Below are 19,166 nucleotides of genomic sequence, written 5' to 3'. Positions count from 1 at the left end.
GGGCACCGGGGGCAACATAAATCACAACTTGATCAATCCCAGGCCTTTTATGGCTCTTTGACTTCCTGATATCCGACAAGCATTAATGTGGCGTTTTTCCCACCTTCTTTGCTACTCATCGAAATGACTCTCCCCTGACGTTCACCGCCTACGATGTAGGAAATTTCAGTTTTACCTGCCGCCAGTGCGGCCCTGACGGGTTTGTCTACGGTCACATAACGGAACTGCTGGTTATTGTTCAGCTGCATACTGCCATCGGCGGTGTAATTGAATGGTGGTCGAGTGTTCCACGTCACGCTCTTTTCACTCCAGGCATTAGGATCCGTCGGATAGAAGAAGATATTTCTGACTGCGGAGTCGGTGGTATTGCCATCCCAGACGCGAATTTTATAGGTAAAGGTTACGCCCGGATAATCCTCCATATTGCTCGGGAGTGGCGGAATAGTGAATTTTAATAATGCCATGCTCTGTTTATTCACATCTCGACCCGGAGGGTTCCAGTTGTCTTGAATTAACATAGTAGTTTGGTCATTAAAGTTTTTATCACTATCTTCCAAATTACTAATATAGGTATCTTCAATCACGTCGGTATAGCTATATGGAATATTCTTTCCACAATCCATCTTATAATTCATACAGCGTTCGGTCATGAATGTTGCGGCTTGGTCTGTCCATGCATTCATAAAATCACCGTGAGCTGTATAAGGGCTGCCCCAGCGAGGCGTTAATACGCCATCAACTATTGTAGGATCCATCGATAACTCTATTTTACTCACATCCAGAGAAGTAATTTGTGGCAAGACGTAGGCGATGTTCATATTGACGGTGGCGAGTTTCACCGGATAATCCGTCGGGCATTGATTATTAGTACTATAAGTTGCGTTAATGACGCCGGCGCCCGCTTTGAGATTTTTTCCATCCCAACAGTTGGGGAAAGCAATGCCGATATTTAATTGCACGGCGTCACCGGCAGATCTCAGCCCGCAGATTTGGTCTGCCTTGTTGGTGTATCCAGTACCGTTGGCACATAAGAAGGTAATATGCGGATTTGGGCCGGTACCATCGTGGTCACCGGCTAAGAGTTGCAGCCCGTGTGGATAGGGGGTTAGCGGGTTGTTAATAACATCATTGGCCTGATAGTAGTTCTTCATATAGGACGGATGGACGATCTCACCATTGGGGAGTTTCATGGTGGGAACCCAATAGGCGGTGCTGTCCGCCGCGTTGTTGCAAGTCGTGCCTGACTTGGTTAATAAGATATCGGCGGTGGAAAAGGCGTTAGTAGAGCGATTGCCAAAAAAATCATGGGACATCGCCATACCAGGTTTGCCGAACATTAAAATCGGATCGTCAGATTTCATATGGCTAAAACTACAATCAACGTCGATTTGAGAATCTGCCGCAAGAGCAGGTACGGGGAGGAAAGCCGCTAGCCCGAATAAGCAGGGCAAAGTGGTCAATACTTTTCTCATGGGATATTCCTCAAAAATAATCAATGATGCACAAGAGAATAAATTGATGAGAGAAGTATTAGCGAAGTAAATCATTTAGAGAACTTAAAATCTGCTTTCCTGTTATTAATGACAGCAGTCTATGCACTATATATGGGGTGACTAAGAAGTGGGTGGCGGAAGATAATTCTTGCAACAATCATTAATCACAAAAAATTATCTTCCTGTTCTTTTAATGCAGGTTTTTACAGCGTTATACTTAAGGGTGCATTACTTTCTGTCGGCTTAAAGAGGATGCCTTTATCACTTTCGCTGGTTGCGAAGTTTTCAACATAGCTAATCTTGTGAACATTACGCAGACAGAGACTCCAGTCTGTAGCTTCACCCTCAGCGGTAAAGATTATCTGCTCGCCTGAGCGGGTCGCCGTGAGGGTGAAAATCGTATTGCCGTGCAAATCGGTCAGCTTGCTTTCGGCGGTGTGACCTTCATCCAGCTCGAAAAGGTGGAATTCTGGCGCAACGCTATAGTCATAATCTGGCTTCTGATTATTACTGCCTAACGCCAGCAGCGTATTAGGCCGCACATAGAGCGGCAGGCTGTCAAAGCCGTGCTGCTGGTGATGCCAGCGGTTACCTTCTGCCACTTGGTTAGAGAGCAAGTGGGTCCAGCGGCCCGAAGGCAGATAGAAATCAACCTCTCCTTGTTCACTAAATACCGGGGCGACCAGCAGGTCATCGCCGAGCATATATTGGCGATCGAGATAGTCACAGGCCGGATCCTCAGGGAACTCAAGCATCATGGCGCGCATTACTGGCGTTCCACTGTTTGCTGCCTGAGTGGAGGCAGGGTAAAGGTAGGGCATCAGTCTGCATTTGAGTTCGGTAAACAGGCGCAAGACGTCGCAGGCCTCTTCATCATAAACCCAGGGAACCCGATAAGACTTACTGCCATGCAACCGGCTATGGCTCGACAGCAGGCCAAAGGCGCACCAGCGCTTATAGATATGTGCAGGAGCCGTGTTTTCAAAGCCGCCGACGTCATGACTCCAGAAACCAAAGCCGGACAGGCCGATGGATAGCCCTCCGCGTAAACTTTCTGCCATTGATTCATAGGTGGCGTAACAGTCGCCGCCCCAGTGAACAGGGAATTGCTGCGCTCCTACCGAGGCTGAACGCGCAAAAAGCACGGCTTCCGACGCGCCCAGCATGTCTTGTAATGTTTCGTAGACCAGTTGGTTGTAAACAAACGCATAGTGGTTGTGCATTTTCTGCGGATCACAGCCGTCATGCCACACCACGTCCGTAGGAATTCGCTCGCCAAAGTCAGTTTTGAAGCAGTCAACGCCCATGTCGATGAGCCGTTTTAGATGATCGGCATACCATGTGCAAGCCTGTGGATTCGTGAAATCAACAATGGCTTGACCAGGCTGCCATTTGTCCCATTGCCACACGCTTCCATCCGGGCGTTTTAATAAATAGCCGCGTTCTTTGCCTTCTTTAAACAAAGGAGATTTCTGCCCGATATAGGGATTAATCCATACGCAGATTTTTAATCCTTTATTTTTAAGCCGGCGGAGCATGCCCTGTGGGTCCGGGAACACTTGCGGATCCCACTCAAAATCACACCATTGGAAGGCTTTCATCCAGAAGCAGTCAAAATGGAAAACGTGTAGCGGCAAGTTACGCTCAGCCATGCCGTCAATAAAGCGATTCACCGTCTCTTCGTTATAGTTCGTGGTAAACGAAGTGGTCAGCCATAAGCCGAATGACCAGGCGGGAGGCAGTGCTGGTCGGCCGGTGAGCCGAGTATATCGGTCTAACACTTTTTTGGGCGTCGGACCGTCAATGACCAGGTATTCAAGGTATTCGCTTTCCACGCTGAACTGCACCTTCGACACTTTCTCGGAGGCGACTTCAAAGGAGACGGCTTCAGGGTGGTTCACCAGCACGCCATATCCGCGATTAGTGAGGTAAAAGGGAATGTTTTTGTAGGCTTGCTCGGTACTTGTGCCGCCATCGCGGTTCCAGGTTTCTACCGTCTGGCCATTCTTTACCAGTGCGGTAAAGCGTTCTCCCAGACCATAGACAGTTTCGCCGACGCCTAAATCCAGACGCTCCATAATGTAGTTTTTGCCATCACGGTTGTTCTGCACATAGCCATTGGATTTGGCTACGCTGCCGGTGATGCGCTTGCCGTGCCGCAGAAAGTCCAGCGACCAGTGCGGGCCTTTGGTCACGCGCACGCTGAGGTCGCCGCTGTGCAGCGCGCAATATTCCTCACCGTTTTCGAACCTGACGTCGTGCTGAGTTTCGACGTTGAGCGGATACTGCGGGCCGAGATCCAAACCGCCATCAAAATGGGTAATTCGTACCCCAATGACGCCATGCTGCGGGGAGAAGAAACGCAGCGTAAAGAGCGTCGTATCAAGCTGGTTGGCTCGCTCACTGGCTTCTCTCGGCGCGGCATATACTGTCATTTCTTGATCAGAAAACTGGACGTCCGACACATACAGTGGATGGGTTAGGACCAGTCCCTCTTGAATTAACCAGTTACCATCACTGATTTTCATTTTTCACTCTCCTTGCTCTCATGACCCTGAGCCAATTTAAAATGTGGATTAATGTCTTACTTGAAAAATTCACGTTGATTACGGCGAATACCGCTGGCAACTTCGTCCAAAATGCGGCGTAAGAGTGGGGTGCGCAGGATGTAAAAGCGTTTACAGATAATGGCGCTTAGCAGATAACAGGCGGCGGGAACCAGAGTAAACAGAGCAATGATGCTGGTGAGGGTGCCGCCATTTTGGGTTGCTGCGCCGGACTGATATCCCGCACCGGCCAACACCCAGCCGATGAGCGCGCCAGCAAGGGCTAAACCGAGTTTTAATACAAACAGCGTCCCGGCAAAACTGATCCCCGTCAGGCGCTTACCGTCGTTCCATTCACCGTAATCTACGGTGTCAGACATCATTACCCACTGAATCGGCGTGACCAACTGGTGGAATACGCCAATCACAAAGATGAAGGCAAACATGGTGACGCTGGCGTGAATCGGCAGGAAGAACATGGCCGCACTGAGTACTGCTAAAATGGCGTTAGTCCACCAGAAGACGCTGACCTTACACTTCCAATCGGTCAGAGGTTTAGCCAGCGCGCTGCCGAAGAGGTTGCCCACCGAGTAGGCTCCGAGGAACCAGGCAAAGAGCACTGGATTGCCCAGAATGTAGGTGACGTAATACATCATGGCCCCGCCGCGAACGGCTACCGCCATGATGTTGAGAATGGTCAACAGGCCGACAATGCGCCATTGATCGTTATGCCAGATATCCCGGAGATCTTCGCGCATCGTGCCGGTCGGTTTACCTTCATCGCTAACGCGCTCTTTGGTGGTCGCAAAGCATATGGCAAGCATAACAATGGCCACCAACGCCAGTACCGCGATCCCGCCTTGAAAACCGAGCGCCTTATCCTCGCCACCGATCAATTGCACCAGCGGCATCATTAAGACGGTGCTCAGCATGCCACCGGCGGTGGCTAAAACGAACCGATAGGACTGCAACGAAATACGTTGAGTCGGATCGGCTGTTATAACGCCACCAAGGGCGCAATAAGGAATATTAACCACCGTGTACATCAGCGTCAGCAAGGTATAAGTGACTGCGGCATAGACCATTTTTCCGGTCATGCTGAGATCGGGAGAAGAGTAGGCGAACACGCACACTATGCCGAAAGGTATGGCACCGAACAGCACGTAGGGGCGGAATTGTCCCCAGCGGGTGCGGGTTCTGTCGGCCAGTAACCCCATGCAAGGGTCGGAAATCGCATCCATCGCGCGGGCCAGCAAAAACAGCGTGCCCACGTATCCGGCGGGAATACCGAAAATGTCCGTATAGAAAAACATCATATAGAGCATGACGTTATCAAAAATAATGTGGCTAGCCGCGTCCCCTAAGCCGTATCCCACTTTTTCTTTTACCGAAAGAACCTCAGAAACCGATCGCACTTCAGAGCTCATAACGAGACGTCCATATCAACAATGTGAGCTTGCAGTTTTAATCCTTGTCGCGGGTATGGGCTATTGAGTTATTTACTTCTGAAATTACGTTTATTTATTTTTGTGATCGGGCAACAGAAAAACGGCTTAGGTTTGCAAAGTTGCGTTGTTTTGCTGCGAGGAAGCCCTGCTTTATGGCATTTGGCTCTATTCTTAACGGACGAAAAATAATCGAATGGAGATCTGATGAATACTCTTTTTCGCCCCACAGCGCTGTCCATGCTGGCCGCATTGTTCCTCTCTCCCGCCTTTGCCGTGGAAAAATCCCCAGAGTCGGTCCCTGAAGCCAAATCCGAGGTTGAAGAGCTGGCAGCGGGCTTGGATCATCCTTGGTCTTTGGCATTTTTGCCCGGCCAGCAGGCCGCATTAATCACCGAGCGTTCCGGGCAGTTGAGGCTGTGGCGGGCTAATGAAGGCTTATCTAAGCCTTTGGCAGGATTACCTAAAGTATGGGTTGCAGGGCAGGCTGGGCTGTGGGATGTCCGTCTGGCGCCTGATTTCGTCAGTAGCCGCCGCGTCTATCTCAGCTTCGCGCAGCAGGGAGATAAGGGACAGGCCAATGCGGCATTGGGCTACGGGCGTCTGGCCGAGGATGGCAGCGGCCTGAAAGACTTCAAAACTATCTTTGTGCAACAACCGGCGTTGAGCAGCGGGATTAATCTCGGCGGCAGGCTGGCTTTTGATTCGCAGGGCAATATCTTCATGTCGATGGGAGATAACAACCAGCGGATGTCGGCCCAGCGGCTCGATAGCCTCAAGGGTAAAATCCTACGCCTGACCCCTGAAGGCGGCATTCCGCAAGATAATCCTTTGGTGAATAAGGCAGCGGCCAAGGGGGAAATCTGGACTTATGGCAATCGCAATGCGCAAGGTTTAGCTATTAATCCCTGGAGTCACGCGCTGTGGGAGACAGAGCACGGACCGCGCGGCGGGGATGAAGTCAATCTGCCGCAAGCAGGCAAAAACTACGGCTGGCCGCTGGCCACCTACGGCATAAACTATTCAGGGCAGCCGATACCCGAGGCCAAAGGAACCCATCTTAACGGGGCGGAAGACCCGCTCTACTATTGGCCGGTATCGCCGGCGCTGAGTGGCATGGCGTTTTACAACGCGTCTAAATTCCCGCAGTGGGATCACTCACTATTTATTGGCGCGTTGGCGGGGAAATCTTTGATCAGGTTGACGTTACAGGGTAACAAAATCATCGCGGAAGAGCGTCTGTTAAGCGAGCGTAATGAGCGTATTCGCGAGGTGCGGCTGGGGGAAGATGGCTATATCTACGTGTTGACCGATGAAAGTAATGGCAAGTTGCTGAAGGTTGCGCCGGGAGCCTAGGGCGAAAATGGCCGGAGCTGTCTCCGGCCAGAAGCATATTAAGTCAATGCGATCATCACGTGCTGCTGATACGCCGCGCGTTGAGAAAGCTGTTGGTACCAGCGCTCAACGTTTGGGTGCTTTTGGCGCTCAATATCCAAATTGAACCACGCATATGCTAAACAGCCCAGCGGGATATCCCCCAAGCCAAACTGTTCCCCGGATAACCATTTTTGTTTCGCCAGCACCTCGTCGAGCGTGGCCCAGGCCTTCTCAAAAGCCGCCATGCCGGTAGCGATAACCTGCGCATCGCGCTGTGCTTCAGGCGTGCGGATCAGGCTGACATAGACCTGCCTGAAGGGGATCGCCAGCGTGCCGCTGGCCCAGTCCAGCCATTTATCGGCAGAAGCGCGCTGTTGGGCATTTGCCCCCCAGAACTCAGGCTGCGCGGAGCGCTCCGCCAGATAGCGCAGAATGGCATTGGATTCCCACAGCACGAAGTCGCCGTCCTGCAAGCAAGGGACTAAGCCATTGGGATTGAGTGCCAGAAAACTGGCTTCGGTGTTTTTGCCATATTGGCCACCGGCGTTGATCAGCTGATATTGCTCACCAAGCTCATCCAACAGCCACAACACTTTCTTCACATTGGTCGAATTTTCACGACCCCAGACCGTTAACATGGTGATGACTCCTACAAGTAAATAAGCAATGCGGCTCAGCTGTGAAAACGCGTCCAAAGAGAGATCAACAGCCAGGCGGCTACCGTCCAGCACAAAACGCCGCCGAGCAAGGCATAGGGCAGTTTCATTGAGCCGACGAAGAAATAGAGGGCAATCAGGTAGACCATGTAAGGGATCACGGCCCACAGCCCGAAGATGATGGTAGTGCGTAACGCTTCAATGCTGCGTTCAGTGCCGACAATATAGTGGGCTATCAGCGCAAATGTGGGAAATAGAGGTAATAATCCTGCGATATAGTAGTTTTTGGTTTTCGACAATAAGCCTATTGCCACGACCATTAGCGCACCAATCAGCGCTTTTATGAGCAGACCCATCTTTTATTTCCTATCGTATTACCGCGCTATGTTGAGAGTCCATTGCGGGTAAGCACTTTATAGTTATCGTCAATAATCAATGCCGTGGCACAAACTTGCCCGAGTCACATTATCTGGTCAAGAGGCGCGATGAGAATAAATATTGCGCAGCAAAATGCAACAAAGCTTAAAAATCGCGACTATTCTAACAATCTTTACATTGCAACGGTTTCATCGCCGCGCATAAAACGGTAGGTTTTAGTCTCGGCGAACGTTTCACTTTTCAGGCGTAAATCTGTTTGAAAGATAAGATAAATTTCAGTTACATGGACAAAAGCGCTGATAACCTATGACAATTTCTCCTAAATTCCAACGGACCTTCCTATGCGCGCTCGGCGGCGGCGTTATGCTGCTAGCGCTTCCTGCTGCACAAGCAGATACCAACCCCGTAGCCCCGCAGATTAACGCGAAATCTTGGGTATTAATGGACTATAACAGCGGCAAAGTGCTGACTGAGTCCAACCCCGATGCCCGTCTTGACCCGGCCAGCCTGACCAAAATTATGGTCAGCTATGTGGTGGGTCAGGCGATTAAATCTGGCAAAGTCACTCCTGATGACATGGTTTCAGTTGGGCAGGATGCCTGGGCGACCGGCAACCCGGTGCTGCGCGGCTCCTCGCTGATGTTCCTCAAGCCGGGTGACAAGGTGCCGGTTTCCGAGCTGAACAAAGGGATCGTGATTCAATCGGGTAACGACGCCAGCATTGCCTTGGCTGATTACATTGCCGGAAGCCAAGACTCTTTCGTCAGCCTGATGAACCGCTATTCGCAGCAGCTCAAGTTAGATAACACTCATTTCAAAACCGTCCACGGTCTTGATGCAGACGGGCAGTACAGCTCGGCGAAAGACATGGCGCTGCTGTCTCAGGCGCTGATCCGTGATACGCCGGACGAATACGCGCTGCACAAAGAAAAGGAATTCACCTTCAACCATATTCGCCAGATTAACCGTAACCGTCTGTTATGGAGCAGCAGTCTCAACGTTGACGGCATCAAAACCGGCTATACCTCCGGCGCGGGTTATAACCTGGTTTCTTCGGCCAGTGACCCAAGCGGCATGCGCCTGATTGCCGTGGTGATGGGCGCGCCAAGTGACCGTATTCGTTTTAGCGAAAGCGAAAGCCTGCTGACCTGGGGTTTCCGTTTCTTTGAAACGCTGACGCCGATTAAAGCGGGTAATGCTTTCACCACCCAGCGCGTGTGGTTCGGCGAGGAGAAAATGGTGCCGCTGGGCGTGGCGGAAGACGCATCTTTGACCATGCCAAAGGGCCAGCTCAAAAACCTTAAGGCCAGCTTCAATCTGACCAACAAAGAGTTGGAAGCCCCGCTTAGCAAGAATCAGGTGGTGGGAACGGTTGATTTTAGCCTCGACGGCAAAGTCATCGACTCACGCCCGCTGGTGGCGTTGCAGGAAGTGAAAGAGGGCGGCTTCTTCAGCCGTATCTGGGATTTCGTGATGATGAAAATCACCGGCCTGTTTGGTTCTATTTTCGGCAAATAATTTGATCATTGTCTGTAATTAAAAGGCCCGGCATGAGTATGCCGGGCCTTTTGTTTTCGTGGCTTGTGACGCGTCGCGATAAGAGATTACTCGCGAACCCAGCCTTTACGGATGAGCAGGGCAAAGCTAAAGCGATAGAGCTTGTCTAAGCCTGCTGAGATCTGCTCGCCATACAGGTTCCACACCAGCTGCGAGAACAGACAACCCACCATGCCGACCAACAGGCCGCCGAGCATATCCAACGGCCAGTGTACCCCGAGGTAAACGCGTGACCAGGCAATGCCGAGGGCGGTGACGATTAACAGCGCGCCGGACCACAGGCGATGCCAGAACAGGAAAGCAATCGCAAAGGTGAAAATCGCGGTGCCGTGGTCGCTAGGGAAGGAATCATCGGGCGCGTGATGCAGGAAGTTATAGCCAAAGCCTTCAACGAACGGACGTGCGTGCGGGAATAGCATCGACAAGGTTTTTGCGCAGCTCATTGAGAACAACAGTGCGATAACGGTTTTTGTCACTAAGGTACGCTGTAAAACGATATGTTCGCGGTGACCCCATAGCCAAAGCCCAATAATGAGCATCGGCACAATCATAATCATGTCATTGGCCATAAAAGTGGCAAATTTGATCAGCGCGGGCGGGGAGTCTGGCGTGGCGTTAATCCAGGTAAATAAAAGATGGTTTAATTGCTCCATGCTTGGTACCCCAGCACGGTTTTTTGTTCACTTTGAATCTGCAAAATCACTACCCTCATCATCATTGGAGTCAGCCAAATAGGCGGCTGAAAATGTTCTAGTAACTTACTGACCATAATTCCAAAATTCGGTTCAACGTTAGTTTGAGTTAAGCGCTGGGTAAAGGGGGATCGTCTGAATATCCCAATTTCATTGAGCTACGGTATAGGTTCAGAGTGAAATCAGTTTATGGAGTGAAAATTAAGAAATCCTTAAGCCGGGGGAGGACGAGCCTCCCGACTTAAACAGTCTGAAAATGGTGATGAGGTAGGAAAGAGCGTGTTTTTTAATGCAGTGAGTGATTAACGCGGTTTTTGCGCGGCGAGCAGGAACATCATTGGGCGTTCGGTCTCTTCTTGCAGAGCGGGCGTGCTGGCCAATTGCTCGGCAGAAGGACCCCATTCATCAAGCTGGGTGATAATAAATCCACTCTTAATCAGCAAGTTAATGTAAGTCGCCAGTTTGCGATGCTGTTTGACAACCCCTTCGGCAAACCAGTTTGTGACGCGTTCGCCTTCCCGCTGATAGCCGTCTATCGGCCAGGTTTTCTGCCCGCTGGTGGTCGTTAGCCAACCCGGTTGCGCCGGTGCGGTGAAAATCGGGTGCTCGGCCGAAAAGACAAAATGCCCGCCCGGAACCAGAGATTGATACACCTGGTCAAACAGCCCTGAGAGGTTTTGCAGGTAGTGCAACGCCAGAGAACTGTAGGCCAAAGAGTATGTTTCAGCCGGTAATCTCAGCTGATCCAAGTCTTCACGGCGATATTCAATACCAGAATCAGCCGTCATACTGCGGGCCTTTTCCAGCATCTTTGCAGAAATATCTAACCCTAAGACCTGCGCCGCCCCCTGTTCGCGCATATGGCGGCAGAACCAGCCATAACCACAGCCGAGGTCAATCACTTTTGCTCCGCGAACGTCGGGCAGCATGGCTTTTAGAGCAGGCCATTCCGGCGCGCCGTCTAAACCATGAATCGAACGGTTAAGTTGTGAATAACCCTCGAAAAATTGCTGATCGTCATAAATGTTTTGAGCCATATTAATGCTTCCTTTAAAACGTTATCCTGTGCCGTATAGGCCCACATAGTGTAGTGAAAAAAGTCCGGGAGAAAAACGTTTGGAGATTCGACAGGCGGTACTGGCTGAGATTGAGCCACTTCGGCAGCTAGGGATTTCAACTTATCGCCACTATTTTGGCGCGTTGTGGCAAAGCCCGGCGGAGCTTGAGGCGTTTCTGGAAAGTGACTTCTCCCTTGAGATTCTCACCGCAGGGTTTAGTGATCCGCAGCAACAGTGGTGGGTGGCTTGTGAAGAGGGGCGACTGCTGGGGTTTGCCAAAGTGCACGACCAGCAGCCGCTGCCGGAGAGCGAACAGCGCGGTGCTATGCTTTGTAAACTTTATCTGCAGCCTGGCGCGAAATCCCGGGGGCTGGGCTCGCTTTTGTTCAACCACGTTGAGCAACAGGTAAAAAACCGCCAGCAGAACTTACTTTGGTTGACCGTGTTGCAAAGCAATACTGCCGCTATCGCATTTTATCAACGTCAGGGCATGGTGATTCATCGTGAATCCGCCTATGTGACGCAGACGCAAATCACGCCGCTGTGGACAATGAAAAAGGAATTAGGATGAGAAGGAAGGCGCAATGGTCAGAGTAAAACTGGGCGGGCTGTTTATCACGCTGGCAGAGAATGAAGAGATCCCCGCGGATGAAGAGCTTTACGAGCATTACACCTACATTATTCGCTCCCAGCCGCGCGGTTTTGAGATCCTGCGCTACGATCCTTATGCAGGCTGGAAACGCAAACCGGACCGATGGTTCTCGACCGGGCACAACGCCTTTGTCTTTGCCTACGAGTCTTACGTTGAAGAGTGGAATCAGGTCGATGGCCGCATCGGCGGGCCTTCTCAGACCGTCAATCGTATCATTTAGGCCATCACCAGGAGCGCCCGTGGATCACCCTTCGGCAGACAAGATTATCGATTTATACCAGCGTAACAGTGATTATTGGGATGATATTCGCGGCAAACAGCTTTTCGAGTTGCCCTGGCTCGAGCACTTTCTCAACCTGCAACCCGCCGTAGCCGACATTCTGGACATCGGCTGTGGCTCCGGCAAGCCGATAGCTCAGTTCTTTGTCGAGCAAGGGCATCAAGTTACGGGCGTCGACTCCTCTGAGGCGATGATTTCCCTCTGTCGCCAGCGTTTTCCCACCCATCAGTGGCAAGTGGCCGATATGCGGCAGCTTGCGCTTGGGCAGAAATTTGATGGCATTCTGGCGTGGGACAGTTTTTTTCATCTTAAACGCGACGATCAGCGTGGGATGTTTGCCCTCTTTGAGCAGCACGCCAAACCCAACGCGGCCCTGATGTTTACCAGCGGCCCCGCCAACGGCGAAGCGATTGGCGAATTTAATGGCGAAACCTTGTATCACGCCAGTTTAGCGCCAGAGGAGTACCGCCAACTGTTGGCTGATCATGGCTTCAGCCTAGTGAAAAACGTGGTTGAAGACCCAGAATGCGGCGGGCACACCATTTGGCTGGCGCAGGCAGGCGAATCCTGAAATCTAACACATAGAGCATTAATAAATAATCACCAATGGTTATGTAAATTAATGCTTTTAAAAATTATATAAATTATCTTCATAATAAAATCATACAGATGTGTTTTTATTCCGTTCACTAGCACCTCTTACACATTGCATTTGTTAAACCATGGTCTAATTTTTAATCAGGTGCCGGCATCATGCATAAGCCGCTCACCTACATAGCCCGTATTTAATAGCTCTGGCTTAATCATTCAACTGCAATAAGGGTATATTCATGAAAGAAAACAAAGAATTGCGCGAATTGTCAATGGACGAAGTTGATGCTGTAAGTGGTGGTGGATTGATCGGTGATTTGCTGGGTAACGTGGGTCAAATTGTGACGCCAGTACCGATTGTCGGCCCGATTTTGGGCGGAATTTTAGGTACCATTGGCGGCAAGTTCCCTCTGTAACTTTCCCAAAAGTATTTGAAGAAGCCCCGTTTATCGGGGCTTTTGTATTGGTCCAATCTCAGATAACGACTAAGCTAAGCCAACTGATTTTCAGGCCGGAGCAAAGCATGACCTTCGATTGGCATAGCGCACCTTTATCCCGCGGCACGGTGATAGATAACCACTATAAAAACACCCAAAACGTACGCCGTTTTCTCACTCAGGAGTGCGGGGAAAACTTCAAATTCGACAGAGACTTTATGGCTTGGATCCGCAGCGGCGCAGCTAAGAATCTGGGCGACGTGGTGGATGAGTGGGTTAGGCGGGATGAGGGAAGTACAAAAGAAAAAACCCGATAATCTTGAACCTAAACAGGCGGGATTATCGGGCTCTCCAAAGTGGGGACTTCAAAGAAAAGCAGTGGCATTAATTAAGACTGCCTTTCCTGAACAAAGTTCGTTCAATGCTGCAAAAATCTAAAAAAATTATTGATTTTTTTAACGCGCATTGCGAATCAATGGGTTACATCAGCCTCCCGGCCAGACAATCACTATCAAGGTACCTGCCAAGGTCAGCAATACGTTAGCGATGGCGTAGGTTCCGGCATAACCGAGGGCTGGAATGTTGCTGCGCGCGGTGTCGCTGATGATCTCCATGGCCGGTGCGCAGGTGCGCGCCCCCATGATGGCGCCGAACAGCAGCGCGCGGTTCATGCGCAGCACGTAAGCACCGAAGATAAAGCAGATAACCACCGGCACCAGACTGACGATTAACCCTGAAATCAGCATCTGGCCACCAATTGCGCCTAACCCTTGATTTATCCCCGCACCGGCACTCAGGCCTACTCCGGCCATAAATACCATCAGGCCGAACTCCTTCACCATGTTCAACGCGCCCTGCGGGATATAGCCGAAAGTAGGGTGGTTGGCTCGTAAGAAGCCGAGCATTATCCCGGCGAACAGCAGCCCGGCGGCGTTGCCGACGCCAAAACTGAAGTTCTTAAATTGGAAGGTGATTAGGCCAATCATCAGGCCAAGAATAAAGAAGGCGCAGAAGGCCAGCAGGTCGGTGACCTGACTGTGAATCGAGATAAACCCAATGCGATCGGCCACGGCTTTCACGCGACGCGCGTCACCACTGACCTGCAACACGTCGCCCTTGTTGAGCACGATGCTGTCGTCGATTGGCATCTCTATCTGGCTGCGGATAACGCGGTTTAAGAAGCAGCCGTGGTCGGTCAGGTTCAGTTGGCTCAGGCGTTTGCCCACCGCGCTGCTGTTCTTCACCACCACTTCTTCGGTCACAATGCGCATGTCCAGCAGGTCGCGGTCAAAGACTTCTTTACCGTTACGGAAACTTGGATCAAGGCGCGAGTGCGCGTCAGGGTAGCCAACCAGCGAAATATCGTCGCCCACTTGCAATACGGCATCGCCATCAGGCGTCGCCAGAATGCCGTTACGGCGAATACGCTCGATGTAGCAGCCCGTCTGGCGATAGATACCCAGCTCGCGCAGGTTCTTGCCATCGGCCCATGCCACCAACTCTTGACCCACGCGATACGCGCGGATCACCGGCAGGTAAACCTTGCGCTTGCTGTCAGTGTCGAGGCCACGCTCGCGGGCGATCTGTTGGGCGCTGGTTGGCAGGTCCTGGTGCTGTAATTTGGGCAGATAGCGCGCGCCAAAAATCAGGCTCACCAGGCCGATTAAGTAGGTCAGGGCATAGCCAAGGCTCAGGTTATCCAGTTCCGGACCGAGCATTTTACTGCCGCCGAGGGTGTTCCTGAGAGTATCTCCCGCCCCCACCAGAACCGGCGTGGAGGTCATAGAGCCAGCCAGCATACCGGCGGTCAGCCCAATGTCCCACCCAAATAGCCGCCCAAGTCCCAGCGCGAGGAGCATCGCCGTGCCGACCATCACCAGCGCCAGCATCAGGTAATTTTTACCGTCGCGGAAGAAAATGGAGAAAAAGTTCGGACCCGCTTCAACCCCGACGCAAAAAATAAACAGCATGAAACCGAGATTGAGCGCCTCAGTGTTAATGCTGAAATGTTGTTGGCCGAGAAGCAGGGAAACGACTAATACGCCTATAGAATTTCCGAGTTGGACCGAGCCCAATCGTACTTTTCCCAGACAAAGCCCGAGCGCTAAAACTACAAATAATAACAGGATGTAATTCCCGTTTAACAAACTAGCGACGTTTATGTTCACAAGGATAACTTATTGTTTACCAACAAATTCTTGATATAAGGGGTTGTAAGGGATAAATTCAATTGCATTATATTTTAACCGTTTATTCTAAGGCTAAGGATATTAACGATCACTAAAACAACGCAATTTAGCGCGTTATTTTAGTCATAGATTGTTCATTCAGCCAGATAAAAGCGGGTGTTAGCATCTTTTAAGCATGTTTTGTGTTGCACAGGCAGTGCAGCTTAGCAGGGGAACTGCGGGGCGGGGACGAATTGACTCAATTTTGTTGTCGCTTATGAGCAAAACTTTAAGGAGGAAGTACTGATGCATCTGCGTTCGCGCGTCGGACCTATCATTTGTTGCGTGCTTTTCACGCTGATTTTTGTCTTACTGAAAACGGAAGTGATTGTGGTTCGCCACATTACCCCTGGTCCGGAATATGGCCTGCTGCTGTTTATTTTTCCCGGCATCATCACTGCTCACCTTGTGCAGCGGTCGGCGCTATTTTATGCCTTTCTCGGTGCGCTGCTTGCCATTCCGGTGTGTTACTTGCTGCGCATTGTCTACTTCGTACGCGTGCGTACTTTTGTACAAGAGATGGCTTATGCCGGTAGCGCCATTTTCTGGTGTGTGATGGGCGCGCTGTTTTACCTGCTGATTCGGGCCATCGTGCTGCATATGACCAAAGAGTAGTGTGAAATAAGCCAAAAAATAAAGGCGCTCATTGAGCGCCTTTTTGCTGTGTAGACTTTGCCACGTCTCAGTCAAATTAAGACTGGAACAGAGCCAGATGTTCTTTAGCGTAAGCTTCGAAATCTGTGCAACCACCAATGTGGGTGGAGTCAATGAAGATTTGTGGAACAGTTTCAACCGGCTTACCGACAGTTTTTTCCAAATCGGCTTTTGAAATGCCTTCAGCGTGGATATCAACATAACGGAAATTGAAATCATCACGTTCTTCAGTCAGTTTTTCAGCCAACTCTTTTGCACGTACACAATAAGGACACGCCGGGCGCCCGAAAATCACTGCAAACATGGAGACTCCTTGATTTTTTAATGCCAGTAAAATGAATAAGTTAAAGTGTGATGCGTTTTTATTTTGTTAACTGCATCACCTTTTGATGTCGGTACTATGCCTGTTACGCACGTCAAAAAACAGTAGGATTTACCTGTCAGTTTGATGCACTGCGCCTATCAGGCCGACGAACAAACGGGTTTATCACCTTTTTTCTGCCCTAAAAAAACGCTGCGTTTTGTTACAGCATTTGGGGTTAATGGACTTGCAAAGCCGTGAGCTAGCATCAATGATTGTCGGCTATTAGGCTTTTATCTTGTTTTCGTTCAAGGATTTCCCATGACCCCCACGATTGACCTCCTGCGCTCCCACCGTTCTATTCGTTCTTTTACCGACCAGCCGATCACCGATGAGCAGCGCGGAGCCATTCTTAGCGCGGCTCAGGGCGCATCGACTTCAAGCTTTTTGCAGTGTTCGTCAATCATTCGCATTACCGATCCCGCGCTGCGTGAGAAGCTGGTGGAATTCACCGGCGGGCAGAAATATGTCGCCAGCGCCGCCGAATTTTGGGTTTTCTGCGCCGACTTTAATCGCAATCAACAAATCAATCCGCAGGCCGAGCTAGGGTTAGCTGAGCAGCTGCTGCTGGGCTGCGTGGACACCGCGCTGCTGGCGCAAAACGCCATGACGGCGGCGGAGTCACTCGGGTTGGGCGGGGTGTTTATCGGCGGTATCCGTAATCAGGTTGAAGAGGTGATTGGCCTGCTGAAGCTGCCGAAGTTTGTCATGCCGCTGTTCGGTATGTGTATCGGCCATCCGGCGCAGGATCATCAGGTGAAGCCGCGTATGCCGCAATCTATGCTAGTGCACGAAAACAGCTATCAGCCGCTCAATCCCCAAACCTTGGCGGAGTATGATGAGCAGCTGGCCGCCTATTACTTGCAGCGTGACAGCAATGCGCGTCGCGATACCTGGAGCGATTTGATTATCCGCACGCTGAAAAAAGAGCAGCGCCCACACATGCTGGCTGCTTTGCACAAGCAGGGCTGGGCAACGCGCTAACACTCTCCATCCTTGACGGGGCGTCTGATGAAAATAGCTATTCTTTCTCGCGATGGCAGTCTCTATTCGTGCAAGCGGCTGCTTGAAGCGGCGGAGTGTCGCGGCCATTCGGTCGATATCATCGACCCCTTGTCCTGCTATATGAATATCAATCCGGCGGCGCCTAGCGTGCATTATCGCGGCCGCCAGCTGGATAAATATCACGCAGTGATCCCGCGCATTGGTTCGGCCATTACTTTCTACGGTACGGCGGTGCTGCGCCAGTTTGAGATGTTGGGCAGCTTCCCACTCAACGAATCCGTCGCCATCACTCGCGCGCGCGACAAGCTGCGTTCGATGCAGATTCTGGCTCGCGAGGGGATCGATTTGCCGACCACCGGTTTCGCCAACATGCCGGACGATACCGCTGACCTGATTGCCTTGGTGGGCGGCGCGCCGCTGGTGGTCAAGTTGGTGGAGGGAACACAGGGTATTGGCGTGGTGTTGGCCGAGACGCGTCAGGCGGCGGAGAGCGTGATTGATGCCTTCCGCGGGCTGAATGCGCATATATTGGTGCAGGAATACATCCGCGAAGCCGAGGGCAGGGATATTCGCTGTCTGGTGGTGGGCAAGAAAGTGGTGGGGGCGATTGAGCGTCAGGCCAAGCCGGGCGATTTCCGCTCAAACCTGCATCGCGGCGGTACCGCCAACAAGGTGCAAATCACCGCCGATGAAAAAGCCATTGCGGTGAAAGCGGCGGCAACCTTGGGTCTGGATGTCGCCGGTGTCGATATCCTTCGATCTAACCGAGGCCCGTTAGTGATGGAAGTTAACGCTTCGCCTGGCTTAGAAGGGATCGAAAGCACCACCGGCTTGGACATCGCGGGCATGATGATTGACTACATTGAGCATCGCGCACGCCCTGGTTTTCGCCTGAAATCCGGCGGCTGAGCGCCTTATCCCGCATTAATGTGCAGCAAGCGCGTATTGATCATAGCGCTTACTGACATAATTCCGTAAGCTATGTCCCCTTCGCGCCCTTTAAGGGCGCGCTTTTCTGCTGTCGACTTCATTGATTTAAACTTGTGAGGCATTTTATGGATTCGCTCATCGTCCCTGATTTGGCGTTGCTCCGGCGCTGGCTGGATCAGTTGGGGATATCATTTTTCGAGTGTGATTCCTGTCAGGCTCTCCATTTGCCGCATATGCAGAATTTTGATGGCGTGTTTGACGCCAAATTGGACATTGTTGATAACGTGATCCTGTTTTCCGCGCTGGCAGAAGTCAAACCCACCGCGCTGATTCCTATTGTGGCCGACCTCAGCCAAATCAACGCCAGTTCGCTGACGGTGAAGGCGTTTATCGACATTCAGGATGACAACTTGCCGAAGCTGATTGTCTGCCAGTCGCTGGCGATTGCCGTCGGCGTGACGGTGGAGCAGTTTGCTCACTTCCTGCAACAGGCGGAAGAGCAGATGTCGATGATCATCCTCGAAGCCCATGCTAATGACATGCTGTTCGTGGGCGAGCCGGACGAAGGCGAGCCGCTAACCAACCTCAATGTCCCCATTCTGCATTAATCCTCTCTCGCTTTAACACTTCCCCATTGCAAATTTCTCGCATAAGCCGCGAATTCCCGCGGCTTTGGTGATTTTTTCCGCTTCCACTACACTCTTTAACAAACAGTTATTCTGTTATTTGCACATTGTTGCCATACATTTCACTTTGTTAATGGCTTATGTGCCACAGGGCATAGAGCAAAAATGCATAATTAATCGATAAATCGTGGTTTTGCCCG

General features: G+C 51.2%; 20 protein-coding genes. 11 read left to right on the top strand and 9 right to left on the bottom strand.

Annotation, left to right across the window (positions count from 1 at the left end):
- Positions 1–47 precede the first annotated feature (47 nt).
- The 3 genes from ACT3RT_RS05420 to ACT3RT_RS05410 all read right to left on the bottom strand — a co-directional run bounded on the left by ACT3RT_RS05420 (position 48) and on the right by ACT3RT_RS05410 (position 5,466).
- On the bottom strand, positions 48–1,472 hold the full coding sequence (locus ACT3RT_RS05420; RefSeq protein WP_496202622.1) for a CBM96 family carbohydrate-binding protein: 1,425 nt from the start codon (positions 1,470–1,472) through the stop codon (positions 48–50).
- 224 nt (positions 1,473–1,696) lie between these two features.
- A complete protein-coding gene (gene yicI / locus ACT3RT_RS05415; protein WP_496202621.1) occupies positions 1,697–4,021 on the bottom strand; it encodes an alpha-xylosidase in 2,325 nt (774 codons plus the stop codon).
- Positions 4,022–4,077: 56 nt separating this feature from the next.
- Positions 4,078–5,466: a glycoside-pentoside-hexuronide family transporter gene (locus tag ACT3RT_RS05410; RefSeq protein ID WP_496202620.1), complete on the bottom strand. Its 1,389-nt coding sequence runs from the start codon at positions 5,464–5,466 to the stop codon at positions 4,078–4,080.
- Between the two features lie 225 nt (positions 5,467–5,691).
- Here ACT3RT_RS05410 and ACT3RT_RS05405 point away from each other — a divergent pair, with 225 nt between their 5' ends.
- Complete coding sequence (locus tag ACT3RT_RS05405; RefSeq protein ID WP_496202619.1) at positions 5,692–6,840, top strand: PQQ-dependent sugar dehydrogenase; 1,149 nt, start codon at positions 5,692–5,694, stop codon at positions 6,838–6,840.
- A 38-nt stretch (positions 6,841–6,878) separates the two neighbouring features.
- Here the strand turns inward: ACT3RT_RS05405 and ACT3RT_RS05400 are convergent, their stop codons facing one another.
- On the bottom strand, positions 6,879–7,499 hold the full coding sequence (locus ACT3RT_RS05400) for a glutathione S-transferase family protein (protein ID WP_496202618.1): 621 nt from the start codon (positions 7,497–7,499) through the stop codon (positions 6,879–6,881).
- Positions 7,500–7,534: 35 nt separating this feature from the next.
- Entirely contained in the window at positions 7,535–7,873 is a 339-nt protein-coding gene (locus ACT3RT_RS05395) for a GlpM family protein (protein WP_486029650.1), read from the bottom strand.
- Between the two features lie 328 nt (positions 7,874–8,201).
- Between ACT3RT_RS05395 and ACT3RT_RS05390 the strand changes: the two genes are divergently transcribed.
- On the top strand, positions 8,202–9,413 hold the full coding sequence (locus ACT3RT_RS05390; protein ID WP_353501888.1) for a serine hydrolase: 1,212 nt from the start codon (positions 8,202–8,204) through the stop codon (positions 9,411–9,413).
- 86 nt (positions 9,414–9,499) lie between these two features.
- Here ACT3RT_RS05390 and ybjG read toward each other — a convergent pair whose 3' ends face one another.
- Both ybjG and ACT3RT_RS05380 read right to left on the bottom strand, forming a co-directional pair.
- Positions 9,500–10,105, bottom strand: coding sequence for an undecaprenyl-diphosphate phosphatase (gene ybjG / locus ACT3RT_RS05385; protein WP_485900330.1), 606 nt, complete (start codon positions 10,103–10,105; stop codon positions 9,500–9,502).
- Between the two features lie 341 nt (positions 10,106–10,446).
- Entirely contained in the window at positions 10,447–11,181 is a 735-nt protein-coding gene (locus ACT3RT_RS05380; protein ID WP_496202617.1) for a class I SAM-dependent methyltransferase, read from the bottom strand.
- A gap of 79 nt (positions 11,182–11,260) precedes the next feature.
- On the opposite strand from ACT3RT_RS05380, the gene ACT3RT_RS05375 reads away from it, so the two are divergent.
- The 5 genes from ACT3RT_RS05375 to ACT3RT_RS05355 all read left to right on the top strand — a co-directional run bounded on the left by ACT3RT_RS05375 (position 11,261) and on the right by ACT3RT_RS05355 (position 13,479).
- The gene (locus tag ACT3RT_RS05375; protein WP_496202616.1) at positions 11,261–11,773 is read left to right on the top strand and encodes a GNAT family N-acetyltransferase; all 513 of its coding nucleotides are present in this window, start codon (positions 11,261–11,263) and stop codon (positions 11,771–11,773) included.
- 13 nt (positions 11,774–11,786) lie between these two features.
- Entirely contained in the window at positions 11,787–12,074 is a 288-nt protein-coding gene (locus ACT3RT_RS05370) for a hypothetical protein (RefSeq protein WP_353501892.1), read from the top strand.
- A gap of 19 nt (positions 12,075–12,093) precedes the next feature.
- Positions 12,094–12,705: a class I SAM-dependent DNA methyltransferase gene (locus ACT3RT_RS05365; RefSeq protein WP_496202615.1), complete on the top strand. Its 612-nt coding sequence runs from the start codon at positions 12,094–12,096 to the stop codon at positions 12,703–12,705.
- A gap of 259 nt (positions 12,706–12,964) precedes the next feature.
- A complete protein-coding gene (locus tag ACT3RT_RS05360; protein ID WP_396130860.1) occupies positions 12,965–13,141 on the top strand; it encodes a hypothetical protein in 177 nt (58 codons plus the stop codon).
- Positions 13,142–13,248: 107 nt separating this feature from the next.
- A complete protein-coding gene (locus ACT3RT_RS05355) occupies positions 13,249–13,479 on the top strand; it encodes a DUF6434 domain-containing protein (protein WP_353501895.1) in 231 nt (76 codons plus the stop codon).
- Positions 13,480–13,647: 168 nt separating this feature from the next.
- On the opposite strand, the gene ACT3RT_RS05350 is transcribed toward ACT3RT_RS05355, so the two are convergent.
- Positions 13,648–15,330 carry an aspartate:alanine antiporter gene (locus ACT3RT_RS05350; protein ID WP_353501896.1) on the bottom strand — a complete coding sequence of 561 codons (1,683 nt, stop codon included), beginning with the start codon at positions 15,328–15,330 and terminating at the stop codon, positions 13,648–13,650.
- Positions 15,331–15,636: 306 nt separating this feature from the next.
- Here ACT3RT_RS05350 and ybjM point away from each other — a divergent pair, with 306 nt between their 5' ends.
- Positions 15,637–16,005 carry an inner membrane protein YbjM gene (ybjM, locus tag ACT3RT_RS05345; RefSeq protein WP_353501897.1) on the top strand — a complete coding sequence of 123 codons (369 nt, stop codon included), beginning with the start codon at positions 15,637–15,639 and terminating at the stop codon, positions 16,003–16,005.
- A gap of 76 nt (positions 16,006–16,081) precedes the next feature.
- On the opposite strand, the gene ACT3RT_RS05340 is transcribed toward ybjM, so the two are convergent.
- Positions 16,082–16,348 (bottom strand): GrxA family glutaredoxin, encoded by a 267-nt coding sequence (locus tag ACT3RT_RS05340; protein WP_034790052.1) that lies wholly within the window; start codon positions 16,346–16,348, stop codon positions 16,082–16,084.
- Positions 16,349–16,666: 318 nt separating this feature from the next.
- On the opposite strand from ACT3RT_RS05340, the gene nfsA reads away from it, so the two are divergent.
- The 3 genes from nfsA (at position 16,667) to ACT3RT_RS05325 (ending at position 18,948) form a co-directional block, all read left to right on the top strand.
- Positions 16,667–17,389: an oxygen-insensitive NADPH nitroreductase gene (gene nfsA, locus ACT3RT_RS05335; protein WP_496202614.1), complete on the top strand. Its 723-nt coding sequence runs from the start codon at positions 16,667–16,669 to the stop codon at positions 17,387–17,389.
- Positions 17,390–17,416: 27 nt separating this feature from the next.
- Positions 17,417–18,319, top strand: coding sequence for a 30S ribosomal protein S6--L-glutamate ligase (gene rimK, locus ACT3RT_RS05330; RefSeq protein WP_353501899.1), 903 nt, complete (start codon positions 17,417–17,419; stop codon positions 18,317–18,319).
- Between the two features lie 146 nt (positions 18,320–18,465).
- Entirely contained in the window at positions 18,466–18,948 is a 483-nt protein-coding gene (locus ACT3RT_RS05325; protein WP_353501900.1) for a YbjN domain-containing protein, read from the top strand.
- Positions 18,949–19,166: the final 218 nt, after the last annotated feature.

It is taken from the genome of Ewingella sp. AOP9-I1-14 (genome assembly GCF_052375995.1).
Lineage (GTDB): Bacteria > Pseudomonadota > Gammaproteobacteria > Enterobacterales > Enterobacteriaceae > Ewingella > Ewingella allii.
The sequence above is the reverse complement of the archived record's forward strand: the minus strand, read 5'-3'. Positions and strand labels throughout refer to the sequence as shown.